The sequence below is a fragment of the Streptococcus constellatus genome (genome assembly GCF_902167705.1).
In the GTDB taxonomy this organism is placed as follows: domain Bacteria; phylum Bacillota; class Bacilli; order Lactobacillales; family Streptococcaceae; genus Streptococcus; species Streptococcus constellatus_A.
In genome coordinates, this window is sequence record NZ_CABHMZ010000006.1 from 13,243 (window position 1) to 38,575 (window position 25,333).

The following is a 25,333-nucleotide window of genomic DNA, read 5'->3' on the forward strand; positions in this document are numbered from 1 at the left end:
TTCTCCCTTCTCTTAAAACGGTTCTAAAACCTACTAATCAAGGTTTTAGAAGTGAATTTCTGGAATTTTGGTGAGAATTTCTTCGCAAGTGACAGCACCTTGACGTAGAATATGTGCTGTTTCACCAGATAAATCCAAAATAGTTGAATCCTGTCCTGTTAAAAAAGCATCATCTTCTAGACCAAGAACTTCATGATGGAAGTCGGCCATAATTTGCTGGAAGTTTATTCCGCTACTCTTTCCAGATAAATTTGCGGACGGACCAATGAGAGGTCCAAATTTTCTAATCAAGTCCAATGTTTTGGGATGACTAGGAACACGAAAACCAATTGTTTTCATACCTGAATTTATCCAAATTGGAACTTGTTCATTAGCTTGTAAAATAATGGTCAAAGGACCGGGTAGAAAGGCTTGGTAGAGCTTTTTTAAATACTGAGGCTGACGTTTGGAAAATTGATAAATTTCTTCTAAGCTTGAAACATTTAAATTCAAGGCCTTTTCGCGAGGTCTACCTTTTAAGTCATAGACATGACTGACGGCCTGCTCATCCATTGCCTTACAAAATAAACCATATACAGTCTCAGTTGGCAGCACGACTGCTCCTCCGCTACTCAGTACTTCCTCAATTTTATCCATTATCTACCACTACCATTCTATCTTTTCCGAATTGATCTTGCAAGACGCGAATCCTCATTTTTGGAAATGCAGACTCAAATAGTTTTTTTACATGTTCCCCTTGCTTGTAGCCAATTTCGAGATAGATTTTTCCTTTTTCTGTTAAATGATTTTGAGCGTTCTCAGCAATTTCTCGATAAACAGCATATCCGTCTTCTTCAGCAAAAAGAGCAAGATGAGGTTCTGAAGCAAGGACATTGAGACCTACTTCTTCTCTGTCCGTCTCTGAAATATAAGGCGGATTGGATACAATAATATCATACTTTCCTGTAATCGCCTGAAAACAATCAGACTGAACAAAATCAATCACTACATCAATTGCTTCCGCATTTTCTTGCGCCAAACCTAAAGCGTCTCGGGAAATGTCGGAAGCCGTGACCTGCCAATTCGCATGCTCAGTAGCCAAAGATAGAGCAATTGCTCCACTTCCAGTGCCGATATCCAAAACTTTCAGACTACTATTTTGATTTTCAGACAAGATCAGGTCAACTAATTCCTCAGTTTCTGGTCGGGGAATCAGCACTCGTTCATCTACTTTGAACGAGTGACCATGAAATGCTGCGCTCCCAATAATGTATTGGGCAGGTCTATGAAGCAATAATTGAGATTGAATCTTTTTCAGTAATTCTCTATCTTCTACTGTCGCTTCTGCTTGCATTTTCAGCACAAATTGGGTGAAGGATAAGTTTCTCAAAGACCGAAAGGTAAAGGAGAGGCTTTCTGCTTCTTCACCAACTGCTTCAAGCTGTTTTTCCATTTCAGCAAGAATTTGAGCTAATTTCATTATTTATTCAATTCTTCTAGCTTCTGTGTTTGGTCATACAATACCAAGGCATCTACGATCTCGTCTAATTTTCCAGCTAAAATCGTATCTAGCTTTTGCAGCGTTAAACCAATACGGTGATCTGTCACACGATTTTGTGGAAAATTATAGGTACGAATCCGCTCTGAGCGATCTCCTGTACCAATAGTTGATTTCCGTTCGGCATCTTGCTCGTCTTGCGCAATTTGCGCAAAATGGTCCGCTACACGCGCACGGATAATCTTCATAGCTTTGTCGCGATTTTTTTGTTGGGTTCGTTCTTCCTGCATTTCAACCTTAATATTTGTTGGCAAGTGAACGATCCGAACGGCTGTTGCAACTTTGTTGACATTCTGACCGCCAGCGCCAGAAGCGTGATAAATGTCAATCCGAAGATCCTTTGGATCAATATCATATTCCACTTCTTCAACTTCAGGCATGACTAAGACTGTTGCTGTCGAAGTGTGAACCCGTCCTTGGCTTTCTGTCACTGGGACACGCTGTACACGGTGAGCACCTGATTCATATTTTAATTTGGAATAAACGGATTGACCAGAAACCATCGCTACCACTTCTTTGAAGCCACCGACTCCATTCATGGAGGCTTCCATAACCTCAAATTTCCATCCTTGCGATTCGGCGTATTTTTGATACATTGTCAGAAGATCACCAGCAAAGAGTGAAGCTTCATCACCTCCTGCTGCACCACGGATTTCTAAGATGATGTTTTTATCATCGTTTGGATCTTTTGGTAAAAGAAGAATTTTCAATTTTTCCTCGTATTCTTCTTTTTCAGCTTTTGCATCTTTGAGCTCTTGCTTTGCCATTTCTTCCAAATCAGCATCGCCAGAAGCGTCTTTGATCATTTCTTCGGCATCTGTGATGTTTTGGAGCACTCGTTTGTATTCACGATAAGTTGCTACCGTATCGCGTGTACTTGCTTCTTCTTTGGACAATTCCATAAAACGCTTGGTGTCACTGACAACATCTGGGTCACTCAGAAGTTCCCCCAACTCTTCATAGCGATCTTCAACGGCTTGTAACTGTTCATAGATATTCATCGTTTGCTATTTTCTCCTTCACTTCCCATTTTCTCTATCTCTGGCTGAAAATAATGCTTCCGACAGACAGGAATATAGGTTTCATTCCCACCGATTTGAATCTGCTCACCTTCATAGACCGGCTTACCATTCGTTGTTCTTAATACCATGGTTGCTTTTTTGGAGCAAAATTGACAAATCGTTTTAATCTCATCAATTTTATCTGCTAGAAGCAGGAGATATTTCGAGCCTTCAAATAACTCATTGCGAAAATCATTTTTCAAACCAAAAGCCATAACTGGTACGTTTAATTCGTCAACTACTCTTGCCAAATCATAGACATGATGACGAGATAGAAACTGTGCTTCATCAATCAATACACAATAAGGTTTTTCGGACATTTCTTGAATAAAACGGAAAATATCAGTATCTTCTGCTATTGCAGTTGCTTTTCGCTTCATTCCGATACGACTAGAAACAACGCCGAAACCGTCGCGTGTATCAAGTGCGCTCGTCATAATGACAACACCTTTGCCTTGTTCTTCGTAGTTGTGTGCTACTTTTAAAATTTCGATTGTTTTGCCCGAATTCATCGTGCCATATTTATAATACAATTGAGCCATTTTCTTTAATTCGTTTCAAATTCTCCAATTTTTAATACTTCTTATTTTACCATATTCTGACACGCTTTAAAACCTAATTTATGATAAAATAAAAATATCAAAGATAAAAAGGAGAAACATTATGCCATTTGTCAGAATTGATTTATTTGAAGGGCGCACGTTAGAACAAAAGAAAGCTCTTGCAAAAGAAGTTACTGCCGCTGTTGTAAAAAATACTGGCGCGCCACAATCTGCTGTTCATGTCATCATCAACGACATGCCAGAAGGGACTTATTTCCCACAAGGTGAAATGCGTACAAAATAACAAAAAAGAATCTTGGATAAAAATCTGAGATTCTTTTTTGATTCAGAATGATAAATGATGTATAAATCTAATTTCTTTTTTGAATATGATTGAGACGAAGTTGGTATAAAATGCCACTAACAACCAGACTAGAAATTAAACCAATCCAATAAGCAAAGGGACCTAAATTTGTCATGTGATCCAATAGTAACCCAACTGGTAACGACACCCCCCAATAGCCAATCAAGCCCAAATAAAATGGAACTTTTGTATCCTTGTATCCGCGTAAAATCCCTTGAAGTGGCGCTGCAAAAGTATCTGCTAATTGAAAAAATAAACTGTAAGTTAAGAAAATAGACGTTAAACGAATAAATTCCCTGTTCGTTCCATACAACGAAGCAACTTGATAACGGAAAAGATATAAAAATGTCAGCGTGAAAACAGCGAACCCAAGTGCAGTCAATCTTCCCAAAACACAATATTTTCTGACATCATCTGGACGTTTTGCGCCAATCTCGTAAGAAACGATAATAGCCATAGCATTAGAAATGCTCATGGGAAAAGCATACATAAGATTGGAAAAGCTGATAGCAGATTGGTGGCTGGCAATGATTAACGAAGAAAATTTAGCCATGAGCAAACCTACGACTGAAAATATCACAACTTCTGCAAAGACAGTTCCGCCAATAGGAAAACCGAGACGAATCCCTTCCTGCAATCCTTTTTTATCCAAAGGTCGAATGTTCCATAATTGATATTTTTTAATTCTAGGATGTCTTTTAGCAACTACTACTGAAAGGATTAACAACACCCAGTAAGCCAGCGAGGTTCCCAGCCCCGCTCCTGCTCCGCCCATTTCTGGAAAGCCAAATGCTCCATAAATTAAAACATAGTTAAAGCTGGCATTCAACGGTAACAAGAGCAACATAAGGTACATGGATAATCTTGTCAATCCTAATGCGTCTAATAAAGAGCGTACAACACTAAATAAAAGCAAAGGGATAATTCCAAATGCCAAATACCAGAGGTAGTGTATAGAAACTTCTGCTACTAGTGGTTCTAAACCAATATTGGACAAAACAAGCGGTGCACCTAAAAAAACGAGTCCAAACAAAAGAAGAGACAAGCCGAGAGATAAATAAATAAACTGATAAAAATCAGAAGCGATTTTTTCTTCTTGTTTTCGTCCCAGATGGTGTCCAATAATCGGAACCAACGCTGAAACAATACCAGTCAGAAAGGTAAAAAACGGACTCCATAAGCTAGTCGCCATTGAAACTCCCGCCAAATGCAAAGTATGGTATTGCCCTGTCATGGTTGTGTCCACAAACGAAGCTGAAAAATTGGCCAGTTGATAAATCAAAATTGGCAAAAAAATCGAAATAAATAGAGTCATCCGTTCTTTTAAATTGCGATCTTGGTACATAAAATCTCCTCAAATTATTCCTTCTCTCTTAACTATACTATAAGCACTCAGAATAGTCAAAAAAGCTAAGAGAAAATCTCCTAGCCTTTTCAAACTTTATTTCTTGTCACGATTTAAAATAAGGTTCAATACAATCGCAATGACACTCGCCATAACAATCCCGTTTGAGAAAAACATTTGCAAGCCAGTTGGCAAACTGTTAAAAAGATTGCTTCCATTTAAACCGACTCCTGCAGAAATAGACACAGCGGCAATCAAGAAATGATGTTCATTGTGTTCAAAATCAACTCGTGCTAGCATTTGCATTCCTTGGACAGAAACAAAACCAAACATGACAAGCATGGCACCACCGAGTACAGGACTTGGAATAATTTGTGCCAAAGCTCCGAATTTCGGTACCAATCCTAACAAGACTAAGAATCCTGCTGCATAATAAATTGGGAGACGTGTTTTAATTCCAGAAAGTTTGACTAAACCAACATTTTGCGAAAATCCTGTATAAGGGAAAGTGTTAAAAATACCGCCAAGAAGCACTGCAAGTCCTTCTGCACGATACCCATTTCGCAGACGAATGCTGTCTAACTTTTCATTCGTAATATCTGAAAGCGCAAAATAAACACCTGTTGATTCTACCAAAGAAACCGTTGCGATGATACACATCATGACGATAGACGAAAATTCAAACTTAGGAATTCCAAAATAAAACGGTGTTGGAACATGTACAAGAGGGGCTTGAGCTACTGGCGCAAAATCCACCAAGCCCATAAAGCTAGCAATAATCGTTCCAATAATTAAGCCAATCAGAATGGAAATGGATTTAAGAAAGCCTTTCGCAAAGATATTTACTAACAGTATAATTAGAATCGTAACAGCAGCCAACAGCAAACTTTGTGCAGTTGGTTTTTCACTATTATTTCCCATATTTCCAATCGCAACAGGAATAAGTGTCAAACCAATAGTTGTAATCACCGATCCTGTCACTATCGCTGGGAAGAAATTAGCAATTTTAGAAAAAATTCCTGCAATCAAAAGAACGTAGACACCAGAAATGATGAGTGCTCCAAACATGGCTCCACTTCCGTGTTTTTGACCAATCATAATCAAAGGCGCAACCGATTGGAAAGCAACGCCAAGTACGACTGGTAAGCCAATGCCAAAATATTTATTGAGCTGCAATTGCAAAAACGTTGCCACACCACACATAAAAATATCTGTGGAGATGAGATAGGTCAGCTGTTTGCTCGAATAACCTAGCGCACCAGCAATCATAATGGGTACAAGGATTGATCCTGAGTACATTGCCAATAAGTGCTGCAAACCTAAGACAGCTGCCTGTGAGTGTTTTTCTTCTTTCAGTTCCATTATGCATCAGCCTCCATAAATACAACTTTTCCATTTTCAAATTTTTGAATACGAGCCAACGAAACGACTTTTCGCTTATCTTCTTCTAGCAACTTTCTTCCCTCTTGGAATGATTTTTCAATCACAATGCCAATCGCTTCCACATGGGCACCTGATTGTTCAATGATATCAACCAGCCCTTTAGCTGCTTGCCCATTTGCTAGAAAATCATCGACAATAAGCACTTTATCATGGCAATTTAAAAATTTCCCTGCAATTGAGACCGTACTTGTCACTTGCTTGGTAAAAGAATAGACCTCGGTCGTCAAAATACCTTCCGTCATGGTGATGTTTTTTGATTTTTTCGCAAAAATCATCGGAACGCCCAATGCTTCTGCTGTATAAATAGCAGGTGCGATGCCAGATGCTTCAATTGTCACAACTTTTGTAATACCGGCCGCTCGAAAATAGGTTGCAAACACTTTCCCAATTTCTTTCATCAAGTTGAAATCGACTTGGTGAGTTAGAAATGAATCCACTTTTAAAATATTTTCTCCTAAAACATTTCCGTCTTTTAGGATGCGTTCTTCTAATAATTTCATAAAATCTCCTTTTAGAAAAAACAAAAGGCTTGCCAAAAGCAAGCCTAAAACAATTGGTTAACCAACTGAATACAAAATTCCTTACTAAAAAACATAGCAGGAAAGCTGAAGACTTACTTATTGTTAGACATTAGGTGTCTTGTAGAAACATTACGCCAAATTCGTAATATAAATAAGTAATTATTTTATTGTTAATGCGCATCACCGTTCCAAATGGAATTTTTCACAATGACGTAATCTACGTGCTTAAGGCCAGCTAAGTCTCTTCCGCCAGCATAGGAAATAGCACTTTGTAAGTCCTGCTCCATTTCAACCAAAGTGTCAGCTAAATGTCCTTTAACTGGTAAAAGAATTTTCTTTCCTTCCACATTCTTATAAGCTCCCTTTTGGTACTCTGAAGCTGAACCATAATACTCTTTGAATTGTTCGCCATCTACTTCAACCGTTTGACCTGGGCTTTCGATATGACCTGCAAATAGAGAACCAATCATTACCATAGTAGCACCAAAGCGAATGGATTTGGCAATATCGCCGTGCGTACGAATACCACCGTCCGCAATAATCGGTTTGCGAGCAGCTTTTGCACACCAACGAAGAGCAGCTAATTGCCAACCTCCTGTACCAAAGCCTGTTTTCACTTTTGTGATGCAAACTTTCCCTGGTCCAATGCCAACTTTGGTCGCATCAGCTCCTGCATTTTCCAGCTCACGTACCGCCTCTGGCGTTCCAACATTTCCTGCAATTACAAAAGTCGTTGGTAATTCCTTTTTGATATGTTGAATCATTTCAATCACACTTTCTGAGTGACCGTGAGCGATATCAATCGTGATGTATTCTGGAGCGTCTGCTTTCAACTGACTGACAAAGTCGTATTCAGAGTCTTTCACGCCAACTGAAATGGAAGCAATCAGCCCCTGCTTGTGCATGCGTTTAATGAAAGGAATGCGACCAGCTTCATCAAAACGGTGCATGATATAAAAATAGCCACTTTTAGCCAATCTCTCTGCCACGTCTTCATCAAGAATGGTCTGCATATTGGCTGGAACAACAGGAAGTTTAAAAGTATGATTTCCAAAAGTAACGGTCGTATTTGCTTCTGAGCGGCTTTTGATGATACATTTATTCGGAATCAATTGGATATCTTCATAGTCAAAAATAGGAAATTCGTTCAGCATGTCATTCTCCTTTAATCTTATGCTAAAAATGACCTACCTATGCTTTTGCATCGCTACGTCTTTCCTGACGTTTCCTTTAGTATTATAACACAAGGTACAGAAATTACAATATATTGATACCAATAGATGTATTTTGTTCGGAAATTATCTAAAAATTCTCTCTTTGCAAACAAAAAAAGAGGTCCCCCTCTTCTTTATAAGAGCAAATCTTTAATGCGCCCAATATCCGATTTTTTCAAGACTACATAAATCATATCTCCCAGATAAAGACGCGTGCTGCCATTCACTGTTTGATTTTTCCCATTGTGATGTTGCATGGTAATCAGAATATCTATTGGCAGCTCCAGCTCATGAACTTGCTTGCCGGCTATTTTTTCAGAGACAGGAATTTCGATAAGCGTCGTCTCTCCGTCATCTGCTACACTATCTGGAAGCATTCGCTCTAGCATAGCTTCATACACAGGTGCTCCACCCAATAAATCCATTACAACGTATGCCACTAAAGTCACTAAACCAAGAGGCATGAGGTTTCGTATATCACCAACCATCTCAGTCACCAAGATGATTGCTGTCAACGGAGCTTTAGAAATTGCACCAAAATAGCCGCTCATACCTAAAATAATAAAAATAGGAAATTGCTCTTGTGTTGCAAAACCCAATTGCACACAAACGACACCAGCAATTGCTCCCAAAAGAGATCCGAGAGCCAGAATTGGTAGAAAAATACCGCCAGGAAGCCCGCTGCCATAGCTGATCATACTCCAGATAAAGCGAATGATGAGAAACATCACCAATGTCAGCAACAAATAATGCTGACTGGTCAAAGAAAGGATCAGCTGATTGCCACCACCTAAAAGTTGTGGAAGAAAATACCCTATTGGAAAAATGAAAGAGAAAGCTATAATAGGATAATATTGCGAAGAAAGGTGCAAAACTTCTCCAATCATATCGTAAATACGAGGCATAGCTAGAACAACTTTTTCATATAAAAATCCGGAAAAACCAAGAAATATTCCCAACAACAGATAAAGCCAATATTGCCCCAGTCCCATCAGAGGAATATTATCAGGCATATTTAATACAGGCGTCAGCCCAAACATCATGAGCGAAACAAAATTCGCCGTCAAACTTGCCGCCAAAGACGAGACCCAAAAGAAACGAGAAAAATGATGATAGACTTCCTCAATAACAAATAATAAACCTGCAATTGGAGCATTAAAAGCCGCTGCCAGCCCTGCTGCCGCTCCGCTCGCAATCAGAGAACGCTCTTCCACAGGACTTAAATGAAGATGTTTGGCAATTCCTTTTCCGCCCATTGCTCCAAGCTGAATACTTGGACCTTCACGCCCTAACATTAAGCCACTTGCAATGGCTAAAACACCCAGAATATACTTTTTCCAGAGAACACTCCTCCATGACAAGCTCATCAGCCCTTTCAGCTCCGCTTCTACTTGCGGAATTCCAGAACCTTTAATATCCTTTTCTGAAAGCGTTAATTTTGCACTTATCCAAATCACGCAAGCATAAAATAACAGAATAGAAGCAAACCCAATGATACTATCATGCCCTTGCTGATAGAAATGTTGAACAATATGAAATCCCTTTTCAATCAAAAAACGAAAAGAACCGACAATTGCACCCACGATAATCCCGACTAAAATTCCTCTTGAAACTTGCAGAATGATCGAACTAGAAGTAAACGCAAATTCTTTCTTGGTATTTGATATTCCTTTTTCTGTCTGAACAGACATCATTTCCTCCCCAATATGTTCTCTTTCTATTTTAGCATAATTTTTTATTGCTTGTGGAAATTGTTTTAGAGAATGAAATCCAGATAAAAAAGCAAACCAGTCTCATACGAAACTGGTTTGTAAACTCAATATCTTATCTTTATTTTTCAGCTGTCAATGCTGCCATTGTGATGTAGTTATAAGGTTTATTAAAGTGTGGCAGGAAGAAAATATCTGTCAACGCTAATTTATCAATAGTCACTTTTTCTTGGATTGCAAGTGAGAAGAGATGAATTCCCATTGAAATATCTTCGTGCGAAGCCATTTGTGCTCCAAGGATGACGCGTGTATCTTTATCGAATACGATGCGAATAGCTACTTCATGGTTATCGTGTTTGATAAATTCTGGCTTTTGAAGGTCGTTAAAGCCAGTTTCAACTGCATTGTAGCCAGCAGCTTTTGCCTTGTCCAATGTCAAACCAGTTGAAACCATTTTAAGGTCGTAAATGTTGATACCGTTTGAACCTTGTACACCAATGCCTTCTAATTCATGACCAGTTGCGTTGTAAGCTCCGACAATACCTGAGCGAACAGCATTTGAAGCAAGTGCGATATAACTCATTTCATCAAGAGCATTGTCATAAATCGTTGCACAATCACCAACTGCATAAACACCTGGAATACTTGTTTCTTGTTTTTTATCAACAAGGAATGCGCCATTACGGAAAAGTTCAATCTTGCCAGCGCCGAGAGCTGTGTTTGGTCGGAAACCAACAGCCATAATAACCATGTCTACGTCAAATGTTTCTTTATCCGTTACAATGCGTTCAACTTTGCCTTCACCTTCAACCGCTTGCACAGTTTGACCATAAGCGAGTTTAATGCCATGATCTGCCAAGTTTTTACTCATCAAGTCAGACAATTCACGATCGTAGTAACCAGCAAGGCAAGTATCTGCCACATCAATCAGGATTACTTCTTTTCCAAGACGCTCAAAAGCTTCTGCGAGTTCAACACCAATGTAGCCGGCTCCAACAACAGCAACGCGATTGATACCTTCGTTGTTTTTCAGCTTTTCGATTACTTCAGCAGAGTTTTGATACAATTTTACAAATTGAACGTTTTCCAAAGTCGCTTTAAATTCGCGATTCCCTTCTACAATTTCAACACCTTTGATTGGCGGGATAATTGGTTGTGAACCAGTCGCAAAAATCAATTTGTCATAAGATTCAAGATGTTCTTGACCATTTACAAGTGCGGTCACTTCTTTTTTGTCATAATCAACCGACAAAACAGGGCTTTCCATGTAAACTTTAGCACCTTTTGCTTCAAGCTTTTCCTTATCTGAATAGAACAGACCTTCTGGACCGTCAATTTGTTTTCCAATCCAGAGTGCCATTCCGCATCCTAAGAAGGAAATGTTTGAATTTTGATCAAAAACTACAACTTCATTTTCATTTCCGAAGTTGTCTAACATCGTATTGATACAAGCTGTACCAGCGTGGTTGGCACCAATAACAACAATTTTACTCATAGAGCAATTCCTACCTTAATTTTAATTTACTAAAACATTATAACATTAGGTGTTAGCGTTTACAATATATTTGCTCATAAAACTGAAAAATATTACATTTTGTATCAATTTAATAGAACTTTTCATGAATGATTTCATTTCTACTCTCAATGTATTCAAATTCAAGTTCTCATCTTTTCTTACGGGCAGACAACTCTGTTGAAGTTGTCATAAAATTCTTAGGAATAAGTTTGTGAAAATGTTATCTATCTGTTATAATAGACATATATTTTTATTGATAGAAGGGATGTGATACGGTGGATTTCAGTTCTCGTTCCATTTATTTAATGGGCACGACGATTACGATTTCAATCCTTCACCCTCAAGCCGACTCATTGCTTGATGAGGTTGTACATCTCCTTTTTCTGTATGAGAAACGCTTTAGTGCAAACGATGATACTTCTGAGTTGATGCAAATCAATCATCAAGCTGGACGGCAATGGGTTCAGGTGCATTCTGATTTGTTTGAGTTGATTGAGTTAGGAAAACAGCATAGTTTAGCTCAAAATAGTCATTTAAACATTACTATCGGCCCGCTTGTTCAAACATGGCGAATTGGTTTTCCAGATGCAAAAATTCCTCATCCAGAAGAAATAAAACATTGTCTTTCTTTAATAGATCCCGCTTCTATTAAACTAGATTCTGCTTCTTCTAGTGTTTTTTTAGCAAATAAAGGAATGAAAATTGACCTCGGAGCACTTGCAAAAGGCTATATTGCCGATAAAGTGATGGGATTCTTAAAAAATGAAGGAGTGACTTCTGCTCTCATCAACCTAGGTGGAAATGTATTGACCTTAGGAATCAACCAAGTTTCTAAGCGTCCTTGGCGGATTGGAATTCAGCACCCAAAATTAACACGCGGAAATAATCTGGCTATTCTTCCTATCATAAATCAATCCGTTGTAACTTCTGGGATTTATGAGCGAACTCTGGAAAAACAAGGGCAATCCTATCATCATATTCTTGACAGCAAAACTGGTTATCCCGTTGAGACAGATGTCGCTAGTTTAACGATTGTGTCTAATCGCTCTGTAGATGGCGAAATTTGGACAACACGATTATTTGGCGAAAGTCCAGCTTCTATTTTAGGACAAGTCGAAAAAGAAGAACAGATTGAAGCGCTAGGGATTACAAAAGATAATCAATTATTTTACACTTCTGGCTTAAAGCCAGAATTCCTATTTTAATATTGGAAAGGAAGCGATGATTGTAAAACTCATCGGTTTAGTTGGCTCAAATTTAAACGTTCCACCAATCACCAGCTATTACAATGAAAGAAAGATTGAGAGTCGATATCTCAGTCTTTTTTGTATGTAAAAAGCATTTTCATAAAATCCTCTTGCATAGAAACCATGAACTTGCTATAATAATTACTGTCTGCAAACGTTTTCTATCACAAGGAGATGATAATGATTGAAGCCAATCAATTATATAAAACATATAGTATCGTTGAGAAAGAATTAGGTTTAAAAGGTTCTATTAAAGCCTTTTTTCGCCCTGCTAAAAAACAAATTCATGCCGTACGCAATATTTCATTAACCGTCCAAAAGGGTGAAATTATCGGTTATATTGGCTCAAATGGAAGTGGAAAATCTACGACCATTAAAATGCTAACAGGTGTTCTTTATCCAGACCAAGGAAGTGTTGAAATCAATGGGCTTAATCCACAGAAACATCGCGTAGCGGTCAACAAACAAATCGGGGTTCTTTTTGGGCAGAAATCACATTTGCGTTGGGATATTCCTGTGCTGGAATCTTTTATCTTACATGCTAAAATTTATGACATTCCTGATAAACTTTTTGAGGAACGCTTGGAGCAATTGATTGACCTGTTGCAACTTGGAGATTTTATTCACCAACCTGTTCGCAATCTTTCACTCGGTCAGAGAGTTCGCTGTGAATTTGCTGCTATTTTCATTCATCAGCCTGCCATTGTTTTCTTGGATGAACCGACAATTGGTCTTGATGCCAGCGTAAAGGAAACAATCCGCTCCTTTATTCGCTTTATGAATAAAGAACATCAGACAACTTTCCTCATTACGTCTCATGATATGCAGGATATTGAATCGCTCTGTGAACGAATTTTTATTATTGATAAGGGCAGAAAGATTTATGACGGAACTCTAGCAGAATTAAGAGAAAAGTTTTCGACAATCAAAACAATTTCCTTTAAAACGCAAATGCCTATAGAAAAAACTTTCCAAATCAACGGTCTTCACTTTGAGAAAATTGACTCCTACCACTTCAATATCCATTATCAGACAGATATTCATACCAGCGCCCAAGTTATCAATCAGATTTTTGAACATTATGCAATCGAAGACGTTGCCATTAAGGAACTGACAATTGAAAATATTGTCAAACAGATCTACGAGGAGGGGCTTGATGCGTAAATACATTCATATCACACGATTAGCCCTTATCACACAACTTCAATATAAATCTTTCTTTGTCGCAACACTGGTTCGTACGTTCATACAAGTGCTAGTCTCTATTTTCGTTTGGAAAACCATATTTTTCACCCAATCTCAAGTCAATGGCTATACTTTAGAAACTTTTACCACCTATATTATCTTTGCGAATCTACTGGGAAATCTAAATAGTTTTAGCATTGGACGAGATTTATCTTTGATGATTGTTGATGGAAATATTACCGGCGAGCTGCTTTATCCTTACTCTTTAATTACTTCACTCTTTTTCCAAGACTTTGCTGTCAAAATCGTTGAAATTGTCAAATTCATTCCAATTTTACTAGTGATTCCTTTTGTTCAAGGGCAGCTCTATCTTCCAAATTGGCAAACAGGCTTGCTTTTCCTATTTTCCAGTTTGTTAGGAATATTTATTATCCTCTTACTAGATTTAGGCTTTAGCTTAACAGCTTTTTTCACGACCAATACATGGGGAATTTTGATTCTCAGAAACGGGCTTTTTTCACTCGCTTCTGGAGCGCTTTTGCCACTGAGTTTTTATCCAGAAAATATTGCAAACATTTTGAAACTGTTACCTTACAACTTTGCTGTTAATTTTCCTGTCAATATCCTTTTGAAAAGACCTGTTAATACTGAACTCTTCTGGCTTCAATTAGCTTGGATTCCGATACTTTCAGCTTTCATTGCTCTGCTTTGGTATCAAGCTAAACGCCGTTTAGTCATTTTAGGAGGTTGAAGATGAAATACATCAATATTTATTTTTATAACCTCAAAGCTTACTTGATTGCTAGCATGTCTTACCGAATGGACTTTTTCATCGGACTTGTTTCTTCCTTGATTGAACAGATTGTTTATTTAATCTTTTTAAATGTCTTATTTGCAAATATCAAGGAAGTGGCGGGATTCAACTATGGACAAATGCTCTTTATTTATGGAATGGCAACCATTGGACGTTCAATTCACTTGATTTTCTTTGACAATCTCTGGATGTTTGGAAGTCGCTATATCCGCAAAGGAGAGTTTGAGCGTGTGCTGATTATGCCTGTCAACCCTCTTTTTCAGTTAATTTGTGAGCTCGTGCAACTACAAGGTTTTGGCACAACACTTATGGGGGCTATTGCAACCTATCAGGCCTATCATTTGCTCAGTCTACATTGGAATCTTTTTCATCTGTTACTCTTTGTCTTCATCTGTATTTGTATTGGCTTGCTTTATGCTGCCATTCAATTAGGACCAACCGCTCTTGCTTTTTGGATTGTCGAATCTTTCCCTATCACAATGGGAATTTTCTCTCTCAATCAAATGGCGCAATATCCTATCAAGATTTATCCAACCTTTATCCAAATGATACTGATTTTCGTCTTCCCTTATGCTTTTACTTCCTATTTCCCAGCTCTTTACTTTTTAAATTTAGGCTGGATTGGCTTACTGCTTCCACTGGTAGTACTTATTGTCTTTACTATCAATTATACCTTATTTAAATATGGAATGAAAAAATTCTCCAGCGTAGGAAACTAATCTTGACAAAACTCCAGCTGCTATTCTCAGCTGGAGTTTCTGTTTTATTTTGGAAAATAGAGACGAATCTCTGTATAAGTGTTTTCTTCAGATTGAATTTCCATGTGATAGGCTTCACCAAATTGCAAACGCAAACGCTGGTCAACATTTTTCAGACCTACACCACCCAAGCGAACGAGTGTAGCATTTGTCGTTTCGCTTGCGACAAAACCGCGACCATTGTCATAAATTGAAACGATGAGCTGCGTGTCATTTTCAGAAACGCTAACTCGAATCATTCCTTGACGATTCATTTCTTTGATACCATGATAAATGGCATTCTCAACCAAAGGTTGCAAAATCAATTTTGGAATTTGGTATTCATCATATTGCTTCAACTCTTCGATTTCATATTGCAACTTCTCGCCATAACGCTGCTTTTGAATAAACAAATATTGCCGAACATGGTCAATCTCATCTTTTAGAGAAATCTGTTCATGACCTTGATTGAGCGCTAAACGGAAATACTTAGCTAGTGATTTTGTTACTTCTACTACACGCTTACTATCGTTGAATTCTGCCATCCAAACAATGGTATCTAACGTATTATACAAAAAATGAGGATTGATTTGACTGGAAAGTGCCTGCAATTCATATTTTCTAACATTCTGCTCCTCTTCTTTGACGGCAATCATTAGCTGATCAATCTGATCCAACATAGTATTGAATTGCCTTGCCAAATCAATCAACTCAGGAGAGCCGTTTTCAACAGCACGCAACTGAGCATTTCCAGCTCCGATAGCTAAAATAGTCCCTTGCAGCTCACGTAAAGGCTTAATCCATAATCGTAAAACAAACCAAATACCAATGAGACAAATTCCTAAAGCTAGTAAGCCCGTTCCAACGAAAGACCAGAGAATCTGCTTTTGCACAGCATGCAGCTGCTCCATTGAAGACACACCAATTAAAGTCCAGTCGCTGTGTGGAATTTGGTATTGAGAAACATAAGCCTGCTTTGATTTCACATAACCATTTTTCGCTGCAATATAAGGTTCCATCGCTTGCATTTCGGAATGAGACGAATAAACAGCTTTCTTGGGATGATAGACAAAATTGTGCTTGTCATTCACAATAAAGGTAAAACCGTCTTTTCCCAGTTGCAGGCGATCTAGATAGGCTTCCAAGGTCTTGTAACCAATATCAAGTCGGACGACTCCTAGATTTTTCCCATCTTTATCTACGACTTCTTGTGTAATAGAAATGACCCATTTTTCAGCAGCTTCTGTTTTATCAACAGTTTTGCGCGCTGGTGTCAAGACAGGCATAGCCCCTTTATGAATAGCCTCCTGATACCAGCTTTCTTGCATCATATCACCAGATGTTTTTACTGTTACATTAGGATCAGTTGAGATGAGATTGCCATCTTTTGTTACCAAAACAGCGGATACCAAATCTGAATCTGTCTTTAAAATCATTTTCAGTAACTGACGAAGTTGTTCAGCATTATTTTCATCAGGTTTCTGTGTATAAGCCTTCACCGTATCACTTCCAGCTAAACTGCTAGTAGTTTCTTTTAATTTTTGTAAATAAGAAGTGATAAACTGCCCGCTTTGCTGAATCGTATTGCGTGTCGTTTGCTCTGTCGTTTGCCGAATGGCAGCCGAGCTCGTTTGATAATACAGCCCACCGACAATTCCCAGAAGAATCAAAATTATAACAAAAACATAAATCACTAACTGAATCAGAAGCGAATAACGTTTCATTTCTGGTCTCCTTTTTTAAATTGTCGAGGTGTCACTCCAACAATTTGCTTAAAGCGCTGAGAAAAATAATTCATATCCTCAAACCCGACTTGCTCTGCTATTTCATACACTTTTAAATCGGTAGTCAACAGTAGTAACTTAGCCCTTTTCATCCGCTCTTGGATTAAATAATCTTGAAATGGCAAACCAAGCTCTTTTTTTATCAATACACTCAAATAAGACGGACTGAAGCCCAATTGAAACGCCAAAGATTTCAAGGATAATTCTGCATCAGCCAATCGGTCATGAATCGCTTGCTCCAAGTCCGAAAACTCTGCTTGCTCCACCAACTCATGCACTTGTTGCTGTTTCTTTTCTTTATCCAATTTTTCTTTTACTTTTATCAGCATAGCTTCAACATCTTCTCGCGAAAATGGCTTTAACAAATAATCATCTGCGCCTAATTTAACCGCCGAAAGAGCATAATCAAAATCATCATACCCCGTCAGAAAAATAATATGCAGCTGCGGATAGTGCTCTTTCACTAGCTGGGCTAATTTAATGCCATTCATCTGGGGCATATTGATATCTGTCAAGATAATATCTGGTTGTTCTGCTTGAATCTTTTTCCAAGCCTCCAACCCATTTTCAGCCTCGCCCATGACTTGCATGTCAAAATTTTTAAAGTCTATTAAAGACGAAATGCCTTGTCGAACAAGGTATTCATCTTCCACAATCATAATTGAATACACGAACGCACTCCTATTGTTTTATTAAACTCATTATAGCAAATTTTTTTAAAATGCTGTTAGACATAGTCTAATAAATATCCATAACCTTCGCTTTCCATTTGGTCTTTAGGAACGAACTTGATAGATAAGCTATTGATACAATAACGAAGTCCGCCCTTATCTTTCGGTCCGTCCGTAAAGACATGCCCTAGATGAGAATTTCCAACACGACTTCGCACCTCTGTTCGAGTCATGTTAAAACTATGATCTTCTTTATAAGTTGCGACATCTGGGCTGATTGGACGGGTGAAGCTAGGCCAGCCGCAGCCTGATTCAAATTTGTCTTTTGATGAAAACAGCGGTTCACCTGTTACCACATCCACATAGATTCCTGCATCAAATTTATCCCAATAACGATTTGAAAAAGCACGTTCTGTATCGTCTTTTTGAGTCACTGCATACTCTTCATCTGTCAATTTCTTTTTGATTTCAGCATCTGACGGCTTTTTATATTTAGAAGCATCAATAACTGGATAGGCAGCTTGCTTAACATTGATATGACAATATCCATTTGGATTTTTCTTCAGATAATCCTGATGATATTCTTCAGCCTTGATAAAATTTTTAAGCGGCTCTTTTTCGACAGCTAAAGTGGTTTTAAATTTCTTGCTTTGTTCATCAAAAACCTTGTTAATCGTTTCAACATCGGCTTTATCCTTGTAATACACGCCTGTACGGTATTGTACACCACGGTCATTTCCTTGCTTATTTTTGCTAGTTGGATCAATGATTCTAAAATAATGCAACAATATTTCTCTCAAAGAAATTTTATTGGCATCATAAGTCACATGAACTGTTTCAGCATGCTTAGTTTGTGAAATCAACTTGTAATTAGTCGTTTCACTTGTCCCATTTGCATAGCCCGAAACTGCATCAACGACACCATTGACACGTGAAAAATATTCTTCTACACCCCAGAAACAGCCGCCTGCGAGATAAATATGCTTTACATTCGCATTTTTCAAATCAGGATTTTTGTTATTGACGGTTGTTGTTTGACTAACGGATGCCTCTTTAATCTGGTCAATAGAAGATTTTGTTGTCATAAAACGACCGCCCAACACAATTGTACCAAGGATAAGCAAAATGGATCCGAAGAGTAAAAGCAATTTCATTTTTTGATCCATTATCTTCACCTCCTATTTGATACTTTTCAGAGTTGATTCAATTTCAGACTTTTTGATAAAACCTGGACGAGTTTTAACTAGTTTGCCATTACTATCAATAAATGCTGCTGTAGGATAGGAACGAACTCCATATTGCTCCAATAATTTTCCGCTAGAGTCTATCAGAACAGGTAAGTTTTTATAATCTAATTTTGAATACCATTTTTTGAAGTCTGCTTCTGATTTTTCGCCCTTATGCCCTGGCGAAACAACTGATAAGATGACATAGTCCTTGCCATTTTCTTTGGCTAATTCATCTGTATGTTTCAAAGTAGACAGACAGATCGAGCACCATGATGCCCAGAACTTCAAATAAACTTTTTTTCCTTTAAAATCTGATAATTTATAAGTCTTGCCATCCACTCCTTTTAGACTAAAGTCAGGAACAGCTTCACCTTGATTTGCTTTTGTAGCAATAACTTTATTATCCTTAGTAGTGACTTGGCCTTGTTCAGTTTTACTTGTATTATTTGCTGAAGAACTTGTTTTTTGATTTGCACACGCCCCTAAAAAGGTAGCACATAACAGACTTGTGACAACTAACATTGATTTTTTCATGAGATTCCTCCTTTTTTATCCACCAAATATTGAAGCTAGAACATTAAGATTTCCTAGCATGAGTAAAATTCCCATCAAAATGATGAGGGTACCTCCAATCTTCTTCAAGGTTCCCATATAAGGTTTTATTTTCCCAAAATGACGCAACACAATTGAAGAAGCTAAAGCCAAAATAAGAAACGGTATGGCTAAGCCAAGCGTATAAACGAGCATGAGTAAACCGCCTTGCAAGGCTCCGTTACCACCAGATGCTGCAATAGCCAACACTGAGCTAAGAACCGGTCCAACACAAGGTGTCCATCCAAAGCTAAAGGTCACACCTAGCAAGAAAGCATTGTAAAAATCATTTCGATTTTTGTTTTGCTCTAATTGAACACTTTTTTGTCGTTGCAATACTTTGAAATTTACTAACTCCATTTGATGAATACCTAGCAGAATGACAATAGCACCTAGCACATAGCGGAACCAATCTGCATTGAAGATTTTTCCTAAAAATCCTGCTCCATATCCAAGAATTAGAAATACAACTGACAAACCAGCAATGAAAAACAGTGTTTTTACAATGCCGTACCAGGAAATTTTCTTTCCAAAAATAGTCACTGTCCTCGGCTCATCTGTATCTAGCAAAATTCCAACATAGACCGGTAGTAAAGGCAAAATACATGGTGAGAAGAAGGATAAGATACCTGCCAGAAATACAGAAATCAAAAATACAATCGATGCCATACCTGTTCTCCTTACGAATTTTCTTTATATATAGTATATACTCGTCTAACAGTAAAAAATAGAAACTACGATTTGAAAAAACTTGAATTTGATATGGTCATAAAAAAACTACCACTTTTCGTGATAGTTTTTAAATTATTCCATTTCAAAAGTATCGCTTTTCTGCTTGTTCGGCAAAAACAGAGATAATACAATCCCAATGACTGTTGGTATTAGCCAAGGGATAGATGCTTGTGCAAGCGGCAAAGCATTGATTAAACTCACAAGACCAGTTAGTTTAAATTGTGGTCCAATAATACTGGCAAAGGCGATCGCTGTCACAACGGCTATTGTCAGTTGCATTCCTACTTTAGATAAGGCAACAAACTTATTGACAATTACAATCATCACGATTGCAATGGTGATTGGATACAGAATTTGTAAAACTGGTACAGAGTACTGAATAATCGCTCCCAAGCCAAGATTTGCAATTGCAAACCCAATCAATGTAAAGACTGTCGCATAAGTTTTGTAGCCAATCGCAGGAAATGTCTTATTGAAAAATTCAGATGTTGAGACAATCAACCCGACCGTTGTGGTAAAGCAGGTCACTGTCACCATTGCAGCAAGGAAAATTTGCGCTGTCGGTCCAAAAATGGCTTGTGTAGCTTGGGATAAGACATAAACCCCTTTATTGGCATCTGATGCCATTACATCAGCAGAAATAGGGAAATGATTTCCAAGAAATCCTAATCCAGTATAAAGTGCACTAAATCCCAATGCAACAACAATTCCAACAATCCAAATTGTTGAGATATACTCTTTTTTATTAGCAAAACCAAGTTGGTTCAATGTTTGTACAGCAATAACGCTAAAAGCAACAGAGGCAAGTGCATCAAGCGTATTGTACCCTTCAAGAAAGCCAGCTCCAAAAGCCGCCTTTGCGTATTCCGCGCTAACTGCTTGTGGTGCATCAGCCCCATATTTGATAGCTCCTAAAATGACTAGAATGACAATCAAAATAGCAAATACAGGGGTCAAAATCCGACCAATCCGATCCAAAATTTTGGAAGGATTTAATGAAATCAGATAAGCAGCCACAAAATACAAGATTGTAAAAACAATAAGTCCTAATCCAGTCATATTACTCGGAAGTAATGGCGCAATCCCAACTTCATAAGAGGTCGTTCCTGTCCGAGGAATAGCAAAAAATGGACCAATTGCCAGATAAAGAACCACTAAGTAACTGGTCGCAAACCACGGAGAAATCTTTTTAGAAATCTCATAAACATAGCCTTTTGGATTTAAAGTCCCAATAATCAACGTCAAAATGGCAATTCCAACTCCTGAAAGTACAAATCCCGCAATCGCCGGCCAGAAGTGCTCACCTGACATAGCTCCTAAAGTTGGCGGAAAGATTAAATTCCCTGCACCAAAAAATATTCCGAACAAGAGTAATCCTGTTAGTGCTCCTTTTTTTAACATCCTATCTCCCTTTTATAAAATTACCTATATTCAACTATTATAGCAAATTCTTATAATACTTCAAGCAATACAGGATCTAAATTGAAAATATTGCGTAAATTCTGAACTTTGGAGCAAAAGAAAAGGAAGCTGAGACGAAAAGTCTACAGCTTCAAAGGATAACTATACAATAAATCAACGACACAGTGGCTGATTGCTTAAAGTAGTACTTTGAGGCGGCGGACAAGACTTTCAAAGTAAGCTTGCACGGAAAAGCACCTAATGTCTCATCTTCATATATTAGAAGAGGTTTGCATTTATTTAATTCCCAAAGCAATACGAGCATAACGACTCATTTTATCAACAGTCCATGCTGGATACCATACCAATCGAACTTCTACTTTGCTCACTTCAGGTACATCTGACATTGCATCATGGATCTGATCAGTTAATAAGTCTGCCAGCGGACAGCCCATTGTGGTTAAAGTCATATCAATCTGCGTCTCACCATTTTCACCATTGAACCGAATTTCATAAATTAAACCAAGATTTACAATATCAATTCCTAATTCAGGGTCAATAACTTGTTCCAAACTTTCCAAAATACGATTTTTAATACCATCAATTTGTTCGTTTGTGTATGTCATGGTGCCTCCTTTTATTTACTAATCCTCAATAAAGTCACGAAGCGGTTTGCTGCGGCTTGGATGACGTAATTTTCGCAGCGCTTTGGCCTCAATTTGTCGAATCCGTTCACGTGTAACGTTAAAGACTTTTCCAACATCTTCAAGCGTACGCATTTTCCCATCATCTAGACCGAAACGCAGACGCAACACATTTTCTTCACGGTCTGTTAATGTATCAAGAACCTCATCTAATTGCTCACGCAGAACGATACGCGTTGTATAATCAACTGGATTTTCAATAACCTCATCCTCAATGAAATCACCAAGATGACTATCATCTTCTTCCCCAATTGGTGTTTCAAGAGAGACAGGCTCTTGTGCTATCTTCAAAATTTCACGGACTTTATCCGGTGTCATATCCATGCGCTCAGCAATTTGCTCTGGCGTTGGATCTTGTCCCAATTCTTGCAAAAGATTTCGTTGTTCCCGCACTAATTTATTGATTGTTTCAACCATGTGAACCGGAATCCGAATCGTACGAGCTTGGTCAGCAATCGCACGGGTGATTGCTTGACGAATCCACCAAGTAGCATAGGTTGAAAATTTGAAACCTTTGGTATAGTCAAACTTGTCAACGGCTTTCATCAATCCCATATTTCCTTCTTGAATCAAGTCAAGAAACTGCATACCGCGTCCGACATAGCGTTTAGCAATGGAAACGACCAACCGCAAGTTGGCCTCCGCCAAACGTTGCTTCGCTTCTAAATCACCTTGCTCCACAAGAACAGCTAATTCTTGCTCTTCTTCATTGGTCAATAACGGAACAACACCAATTTCCTTTAAATACATACGAACAGGGTCGTTCACTTTAGCAGAATTGCTGCCAAGCAATTCCTCGTCTGTTAATTCAGCTTCTTCTTCCTCTGTATTTAAAACCCGTTCACTTGGGTTGCCCTCTTTATCCGTAATAGCAATCCCTGCGTCCTGAATCCGTTGAAGAAGATCCTCAATGCCATCAGCATTTAAAGTAAATGGAATGACTAGTTGATCATTGATTTCATCATCGGTTGCTGTACCAGTTTTTTTATGGTTGCGAATAAATTCTGCAACTTGAACATCAAAAGTTGTTACTTCTTTTTGTTTTGTAGCCATTCCTACTCCATTCTCTTTTTTTGAGCAATAAATCGCTCTAACTCTTCTAATGCCGTATCCGCATCACCATTGTGAGATGCTTCACGAACTTTTTTACCAATCAATTGATTTTCTTTGCGAAGCAATTCCTTATCTCGAGTCTGCTCCACTTCGACCAGCTCCTGCTCAGACACCTCTTCGGGCAAATTCTCCTCTAAAACCCGATACCAAGCTTGCTGTACTGAATCATTTTGCTCAGATAAATCTTGTGGTGTAACTTCACCATTCGTTTTTAAAATATCATACAAAGTTTGCAATTCTGCTGTTGCAAAATGAAAATCTTCTCTTAAACGATAGTCATTTAAGATGACAGGATTCTCAATCATACGTTGCAAGAGATGACTTTCAGCTTTAATCAATCGCGATACTTGCTTCGTTATTGGAATATCAAAGCGTTTCACCTGCTGGCGAGCTTGCTGTTGCTGTTCTTTTCGATTGACCAAACGGTGATTATTAACAGCCTGCTCCACTTGCTGGTAGTCAAAATCAGGCAATAGTTCAGCTAACATATAAATATATGAATTCTGTGCAGTGATAGATTGAACTTGCGCAATCAAAGGAGACATTTGTTCAACAAATTCAATTTGAGCTTGCAAGTTTTCTACATTATCTGGCTTCAGATAGTTCAAAAGAAACTCTATATCACTAATTCGTGTTTTGGTTAGTAAATTTTGTAAATCATCAGCAGAATTTTTTTTGATAAACTCATCTGGATCCATATTATCAGGAATCCTGACAATTTCAACTGATAAATTATGCAATTCATTCAGTGCTTTTTGTGTTGCTGCCTGTCCCGCTTTATCACCATCGTATGTTAAAACAACTTTCTTTGTGAACTTACGGAGATGCTCTACATGTTCATGCGTCAATGCTGTCCCCATAGACGCTACAGCATTTTCAATGCCAGCACGATAAGCCGCAATAACATCCATAAAGCCTTCCATCAAGTAAACTTCATGACTTTTCTTGATAGTCGCTTTGGCTCTATCCAGATGATACAACTCATAACTTTTATTGAAAATCGGTGTAATGCGACTATTTTTATACTTCGCGACTTTCTGCTCTATATCACTAGCTTGCCAAATACGACCCGAAAAAGCAATGACTTGCCCTGTATCATTTGTCAACGGAAAGATAATTCGATTTTGAAAGGCATCATAAACCAGATTATTATCAGCTAAGTTAAATAAGCCTGAATTCATAATGACTTGTTCGTCAAATTTCCCACTAACACTTCTATAAAGATAGTTGCTTTCATTAGGTGCTAAGCCAATTTGAAAATGCTTAATGACCTCATCTGTCAAGCCACGCTCATAAAGATAAGAACGTGCTTCTTCTCCTATCTTTGTTGTCATCAATACTGCATGGTAAAATCTTGCAGCTTCCGTATGAATGTCATAAAGCGCTTGATGAGGATGTGTACGTGTTGACTGTTCTTTTCTGTTATGCTCTATTTCTAATGGAATCCCTGCACGATCTGCAACAATTTGTACAGCGTCCATAAAAGAAACACCACGATAATCTTCAATAAATTTAAAGACATCACCTGACTTTCCACAGCCAAAACAGTGATAAAATTGCTTTTCTTCTACCACGTTAAATGAAGGAGTTTTTTCACCATGAAAAGGACAAAGTCCCAGATAATTCCTTCCAGCCTTTGTTAGAGCAACGACTTCTCCTATGATTTCGACGATATTGACGCTATTTTTAATATCAGAAATGGTTTCTTTATCAATCAATAGACAACACCCCCAATTTATCATAGAATAACAACTTACATTTTATAACAAATTTGCCAAAAAGTAAAATATTCACTATGTTTTTTAGACATTTTATTGAACTTTTCCTTTTGTTAAGATATAATATAATTTAGTATTTTGAAAGGAAAAAGAAA

General features: G+C 38.0%; 24 protein-coding genes and 1 riboswitch. Of the genes, 5 read left to right on the plus strand and 19 right to left on the minus strand.

Translation table 11 applies throughout. The features are described from left to right. Nucleotides 1-45 precede the first annotated feature (45 nt). From FQ204_RS01700 to FQ204_RS01715, 4 genes are read right to left on the minus strand one after another with little or no spacing between them, the layout of a single operon-like run. Nucleotides 46-636, minus strand: coding sequence for an L-threonylcarbamoyladenylate synthase (locus tag FQ204_RS01700; RefSeq protein ID WP_144207806.1), 591 nt, complete (start codon nucleotides 634-636; stop codon nucleotides 46-48). Further along, nucleotides 629-1,459 (minus strand): peptide chain release factor N(5)-glutamine methyltransferase, encoded by an 831-nt coding sequence (gene prmC / locus FQ204_RS01705; RefSeq protein ID WP_144207810.1) that lies wholly within the window; start codon nucleotides 1,457-1,459, stop codon nucleotides 629-631. The genes FQ204_RS01700 and prmC overlap by 8 nt, the downstream gene beginning before the upstream one ends. Further along, nucleotides 1,459-2,538: a peptide chain release factor 1 gene (prfA, locus tag FQ204_RS01710; protein ID WP_003029728.1), complete on the minus strand. Its 1,080-nt coding sequence runs from the start codon at nucleotides 2,536-2,538 to the stop codon at nucleotides 1,459-1,461. The genes prmC and prfA overlap by 1 nt, the downstream gene beginning before the upstream one ends. After that, nucleotides 2,535-3,140, minus strand: a complete 606-nt coding sequence (locus FQ204_RS01715) for a thymidine kinase (RefSeq protein WP_144207813.1) — start codon at nucleotides 3,138-3,140, stop codon at nucleotides 2,535-2,537. Before FQ204_RS01715 ends, prfA begins: the two co-directional genes overlap by 4 nt. Nucleotides 3,141-3,243: 103 nt before the next feature. Here FQ204_RS01715 and FQ204_RS01720 point away from each other — a divergent pair, with 103 nt between their 5' ends. Then, a complete protein-coding gene (locus tag FQ204_RS01720; RefSeq protein ID WP_260843534.1) occupies nucleotides 3,244-3,444 on the plus strand; it encodes a 4-oxalocrotonate tautomerase in 201 nt (66 codons plus the stop codon). Between the two features lie 67 nt (nucleotides 3,445-3,511). Here the strand turns inward: FQ204_RS01720 and FQ204_RS01725 are convergent, their stop codons facing one another. From FQ204_RS01725 to nox, 6 genes are all read right to left on the minus strand, one after another. Further along, nucleotides 3,512-4,849 (minus strand): MATE family efflux transporter, encoded by a 1,338-nt coding sequence (locus FQ204_RS01725; RefSeq protein WP_144207816.1) that lies wholly within the window; start codon nucleotides 4,847-4,849, stop codon nucleotides 3,512-3,514. 96 nt (nucleotides 4,850-4,945) lie between these two features. Continuing rightward, nucleotides 4,946-6,211, minus strand: a complete 1,266-nt coding sequence (locus FQ204_RS01730) for a nucleobase:cation symporter-2 family protein (protein ID WP_144207819.1) — start codon at nucleotides 6,209-6,211, stop codon at nucleotides 4,946-4,948. Continuing rightward, entirely contained in the window at nucleotides 6,211-6,792 is a 582-nt protein-coding gene (locus FQ204_RS01735) for a xanthine phosphoribosyltransferase (RefSeq protein WP_144207822.1), read from the minus strand. The genes FQ204_RS01730 and FQ204_RS01735 overlap by 1 nt, the downstream gene beginning before the upstream one ends. A gap of 100 nt (nucleotides 6,793-6,892) precedes the next feature. Continuing rightward, nucleotides 6,893-6,988: riboswitch (purine riboswitch) on the minus strand. Next, nucleotides 6,984-7,967, minus strand: a complete 984-nt coding sequence (gene guaC, locus FQ204_RS01740; RefSeq protein ID WP_144207825.1) for a GMP reductase — start codon at nucleotides 7,965-7,967, stop codon at nucleotides 6,984-6,986. (Overlaps the previous riboswitch by 5 nt.) 194 nt (nucleotides 7,968-8,161) lie before the next feature. Beyond that, a complete protein-coding gene (locus FQ204_RS01745; RefSeq protein ID WP_144207829.1) occupies nucleotides 8,162-9,718 on the minus strand; it encodes a ClC family H(+)/Cl(-) exchange transporter in 1,557 nt (518 codons plus the stop codon). Nucleotides 9,719-9,857: 139 nt separating this feature from the next. Then, nucleotides 9,858-11,231, minus strand: coding sequence for a H2O-forming NADH oxidase (gene nox, locus FQ204_RS01750; RefSeq protein ID WP_144207832.1), 1,374 nt, complete (start codon nucleotides 11,229-11,231; stop codon nucleotides 9,858-9,860). 296 nt (nucleotides 11,232-11,527) lie between these two features. On the opposite strand from nox, the gene FQ204_RS01755 reads away from it, so the two are divergent. From FQ204_RS01755 to FQ204_RS01770, 4 genes are all read left to right on the plus strand, one after another. Further along, nucleotides 11,528-12,457, plus strand: coding sequence for an FAD:protein FMN transferase (locus FQ204_RS01755; RefSeq protein ID WP_144207835.1), 930 nt, complete (start codon nucleotides 11,528-11,530; stop codon nucleotides 12,455-12,457). Nucleotides 12,458-12,679: 222 nt separating this feature from the next. After that, nucleotides 12,680-13,663: an ATP-binding cassette domain-containing protein gene (locus FQ204_RS01760; protein ID WP_144207838.1), complete on the plus strand. Its 984-nt coding sequence runs from the start codon at nucleotides 12,680-12,682 to the stop codon at nucleotides 13,661-13,663. Next, on the plus strand, nucleotides 13,656-14,435 hold the full coding sequence (locus tag FQ204_RS01765; RefSeq protein ID WP_144207841.1) for an ABC transporter permease: 780 nt from the start codon (nucleotides 13,656-13,658) through the stop codon (nucleotides 14,433-14,435). Before FQ204_RS01760 ends, FQ204_RS01765 begins: the two co-directional genes overlap by 8 nt. 2 nt (nucleotides 14,436-14,437) lie before the next feature. Continuing rightward, nucleotides 14,438-15,217, plus strand: a complete 780-nt coding sequence (locus FQ204_RS01770) for an ABC transporter permease (protein WP_144207844.1) — start codon at nucleotides 14,438-14,440, stop codon at nucleotides 15,215-15,217. A gap of 44 nt (nucleotides 15,218-15,261) precedes the next feature. Here the strand turns inward: FQ204_RS01770 and FQ204_RS01775 are convergent, their stop codons facing one another. The 9 genes from FQ204_RS01775 to dnaG all read right to left on the minus strand — a co-directional run bounded on the left by FQ204_RS01775 (nucleotide 15,262) and on the right by dnaG (nucleotide 25,178). Then, nucleotides 15,262-16,959: a sensor histidine kinase gene (locus FQ204_RS01775; protein WP_144207846.1), complete on the minus strand. Its 1,698-nt coding sequence runs from the start codon at nucleotides 16,957-16,959 to the stop codon at nucleotides 15,262-15,264. Beyond that, nucleotides 16,956-17,690, minus strand: a complete 735-nt coding sequence (locus tag FQ204_RS01780) for a response regulator (RefSeq protein WP_144207849.1) — start codon at nucleotides 17,688-17,690, stop codon at nucleotides 16,956-16,958. The genes FQ204_RS01775 and FQ204_RS01780 overlap by 4 nt, the downstream gene beginning before the upstream one ends. 56 nt (nucleotides 17,691-17,746) lie before the next feature. Further along, the gene (gene msrB / locus FQ204_RS01785) at nucleotides 17,747-18,856 is read right to left on the minus strand and encodes a peptide-methionine (R)-S-oxide reductase MsrB (protein ID WP_144207854.1); all 1,110 of its coding nucleotides are present in this window, start codon (nucleotides 18,854-18,856) and stop codon (nucleotides 17,747-17,749) included. Nucleotides 18,857-18,868: 12 nt separating this feature from the next. Continuing rightward, nucleotides 18,869-19,453, minus strand: a complete 585-nt coding sequence (locus tag FQ204_RS01790) for a redoxin family protein (RefSeq protein ID WP_144207857.1) — start codon at nucleotides 19,451-19,453, stop codon at nucleotides 18,869-18,871. 15 nt (nucleotides 19,454-19,468) lie between these two features. Beyond that, nucleotides 19,469-20,179 (minus strand): thiol-disulfide oxidoreductase-associated membrane protein CcdA2, encoded by a 711-nt coding sequence (ccdA2, locus tag FQ204_RS01795; protein WP_144207860.1) that lies wholly within the window; start codon nucleotides 20,177-20,179, stop codon nucleotides 19,469-19,471. A 135-nt stretch (nucleotides 20,180-20,314) separates the two neighbouring features. Beyond that, complete coding sequence (brnQ, locus tag FQ204_RS01800; protein WP_144207862.1) at nucleotides 20,315-21,643, minus strand: branched-chain amino acid transport system II carrier protein; 1,329 nt, start codon at nucleotides 21,641-21,643, stop codon at nucleotides 20,315-20,317. A 296-nt stretch (nucleotides 21,644-21,939) separates the two neighbouring features. After that, nucleotides 21,940-22,269, minus strand: coding sequence for a metal-sulfur cluster assembly factor (locus FQ204_RS01805; protein ID WP_144207864.1), 330 nt, complete (start codon nucleotides 22,267-22,269; stop codon nucleotides 21,940-21,942). 18 nt (nucleotides 22,270-22,287) lie between these two features. Continuing rightward, a complete protein-coding gene (gene rpoD, locus FQ204_RS01810) occupies nucleotides 22,288-23,400 on the minus strand; it encodes an RNA polymerase sigma factor RpoD (protein ID WP_003031450.1) in 1,113 nt (370 codons plus the stop codon). A 2-nt stretch (nucleotides 23,401-23,402) separates the two neighbouring features. Continuing rightward, entirely contained in the window at nucleotides 23,403-25,178 is a 1,776-nt protein-coding gene (gene dnaG / locus FQ204_RS01815) for a DNA primase (RefSeq protein ID WP_313905176.1), read from the minus strand. Nucleotides 25,179-25,333 lie beyond the last annotated feature (155 nt).

Bases quoted from the DNA above. Each gene is read 5' to 3' on its own strand.
- brnQ (WP_144207862.1), bottom strand. From the start codon at position 21,643: ATGTTAAAAAAAGGAGCACTAACAGGATTACTCTTGTTCGGAATATTT.
- FQ204_RS01790 (WP_144207857.1), bottom strand. From the start codon at position 19,453: ATGAAAAAATCAATGTTAGTTGTCACAAGTCTGTTATGTGCTACCTTT.
- guaC (WP_144207825.1), bottom strand. From the start codon at position 7,967: ATGCTGAACGAATTTCCTATTTTTGACTATGAAGATATCCAATTGATT.
- FQ204_RS01760 (WP_144207838.1), top strand. From the start codon at position 12,680: ATGATTGAAGCCAATCAATTATATAAAACATATAGTATCGTTGAGAAA.
- FQ204_RS01745 (WP_144207829.1), bottom strand. From the start codon at position 9,718: ATGTCTGTTCAGACAGAAAAAGGAATATCAAATACCAAGAAAGAATTT.
- prmC (WP_144207810.1), bottom strand. From the start codon at position 1,459: ATGAAATTAGCTCAAATTCTTGCTGAAATGGAAAAACAGCTTGAAGCA.
- rpoD (WP_003031450.1), bottom strand. From the start codon at position 23,400: ATGGCTACAAAACAAAAAGAAGTAACAACTTTTGATGTTCAAGTTGCA.
- FQ204_RS01715 (WP_144207813.1), bottom strand. From the start codon at position 3,140: ATGGCTCAATTGTATTATAAATATGGCACGATGAATTCGGGCAAAACA.
- prfA (WP_003029728.1), bottom strand. From the start codon at position 2,538: ATGAATATCTATGAACAGTTACAAGCCGTTGAAGATCGCTATGAAGAG.
- nox (WP_144207832.1), bottom strand. From the start codon at position 11,231: ATGAGTAAAATTGTTGTTATTGGTGCCAACCACGCTGGTACAGCTTGT.
- FQ204_RS01725 (WP_144207816.1), bottom strand. From the start codon at position 4,849: ATGTACCAAGATCGCAATTTAAAAGAACGGATGACTCTATTTATTTCG.
- ccdA2 (WP_144207860.1), bottom strand. From the start codon at position 20,179: ATGGCATCGATTGTATTTTTGATTTCTGTATTTCTGGCAGGTATCTTA.
- FQ204_RS01765 (WP_144207841.1), top strand. From the start codon at position 13,656: ATGCGTAAATACATTCATATCACACGATTAGCCCTTATCACACAACTT.
- FQ204_RS01730 (WP_144207819.1), bottom strand. From the start codon at position 6,211: ATGGAACTGAAAGAAGAAAAACACTCACAGGCAGCTGTCTTAGGTTTG.
- FQ204_RS01775 (WP_144207846.1), bottom strand. From the start codon at position 16,959: ATGAAACGTTATTCGCTTCTGATTCAGTTAGTGATTTATGTTTTTGTT.
- FQ204_RS01735 (WP_144207822.1), bottom strand. From the start codon at position 6,792: ATGAAATTATTAGAAGAACGCATCCTAAAAGACGGAAATGTTTTAGGA.
- FQ204_RS01770 (WP_144207844.1), top strand. From the start codon at position 14,438: ATGAAATACATCAATATTTATTTTTATAACCTCAAAGCTTACTTGATT.
- FQ204_RS01805 (WP_144207864.1), bottom strand. From the start codon at position 22,269: ATGACATACACAAACGAACAAATTGATGGTATTAAAAATCGTATTTTG.
- msrB (WP_144207854.1), bottom strand. From the start codon at position 18,856: ATGGATCAAAAAATGAAATTGCTTTTACTCTTCGGATCCATTTTGCTT.
- FQ204_RS01700 (WP_144207806.1), bottom strand. From the start codon at position 636: ATGGATAAAATTGAGGAAGTACTGAGTAGCGGAGGAGCAGTCGTGCTG.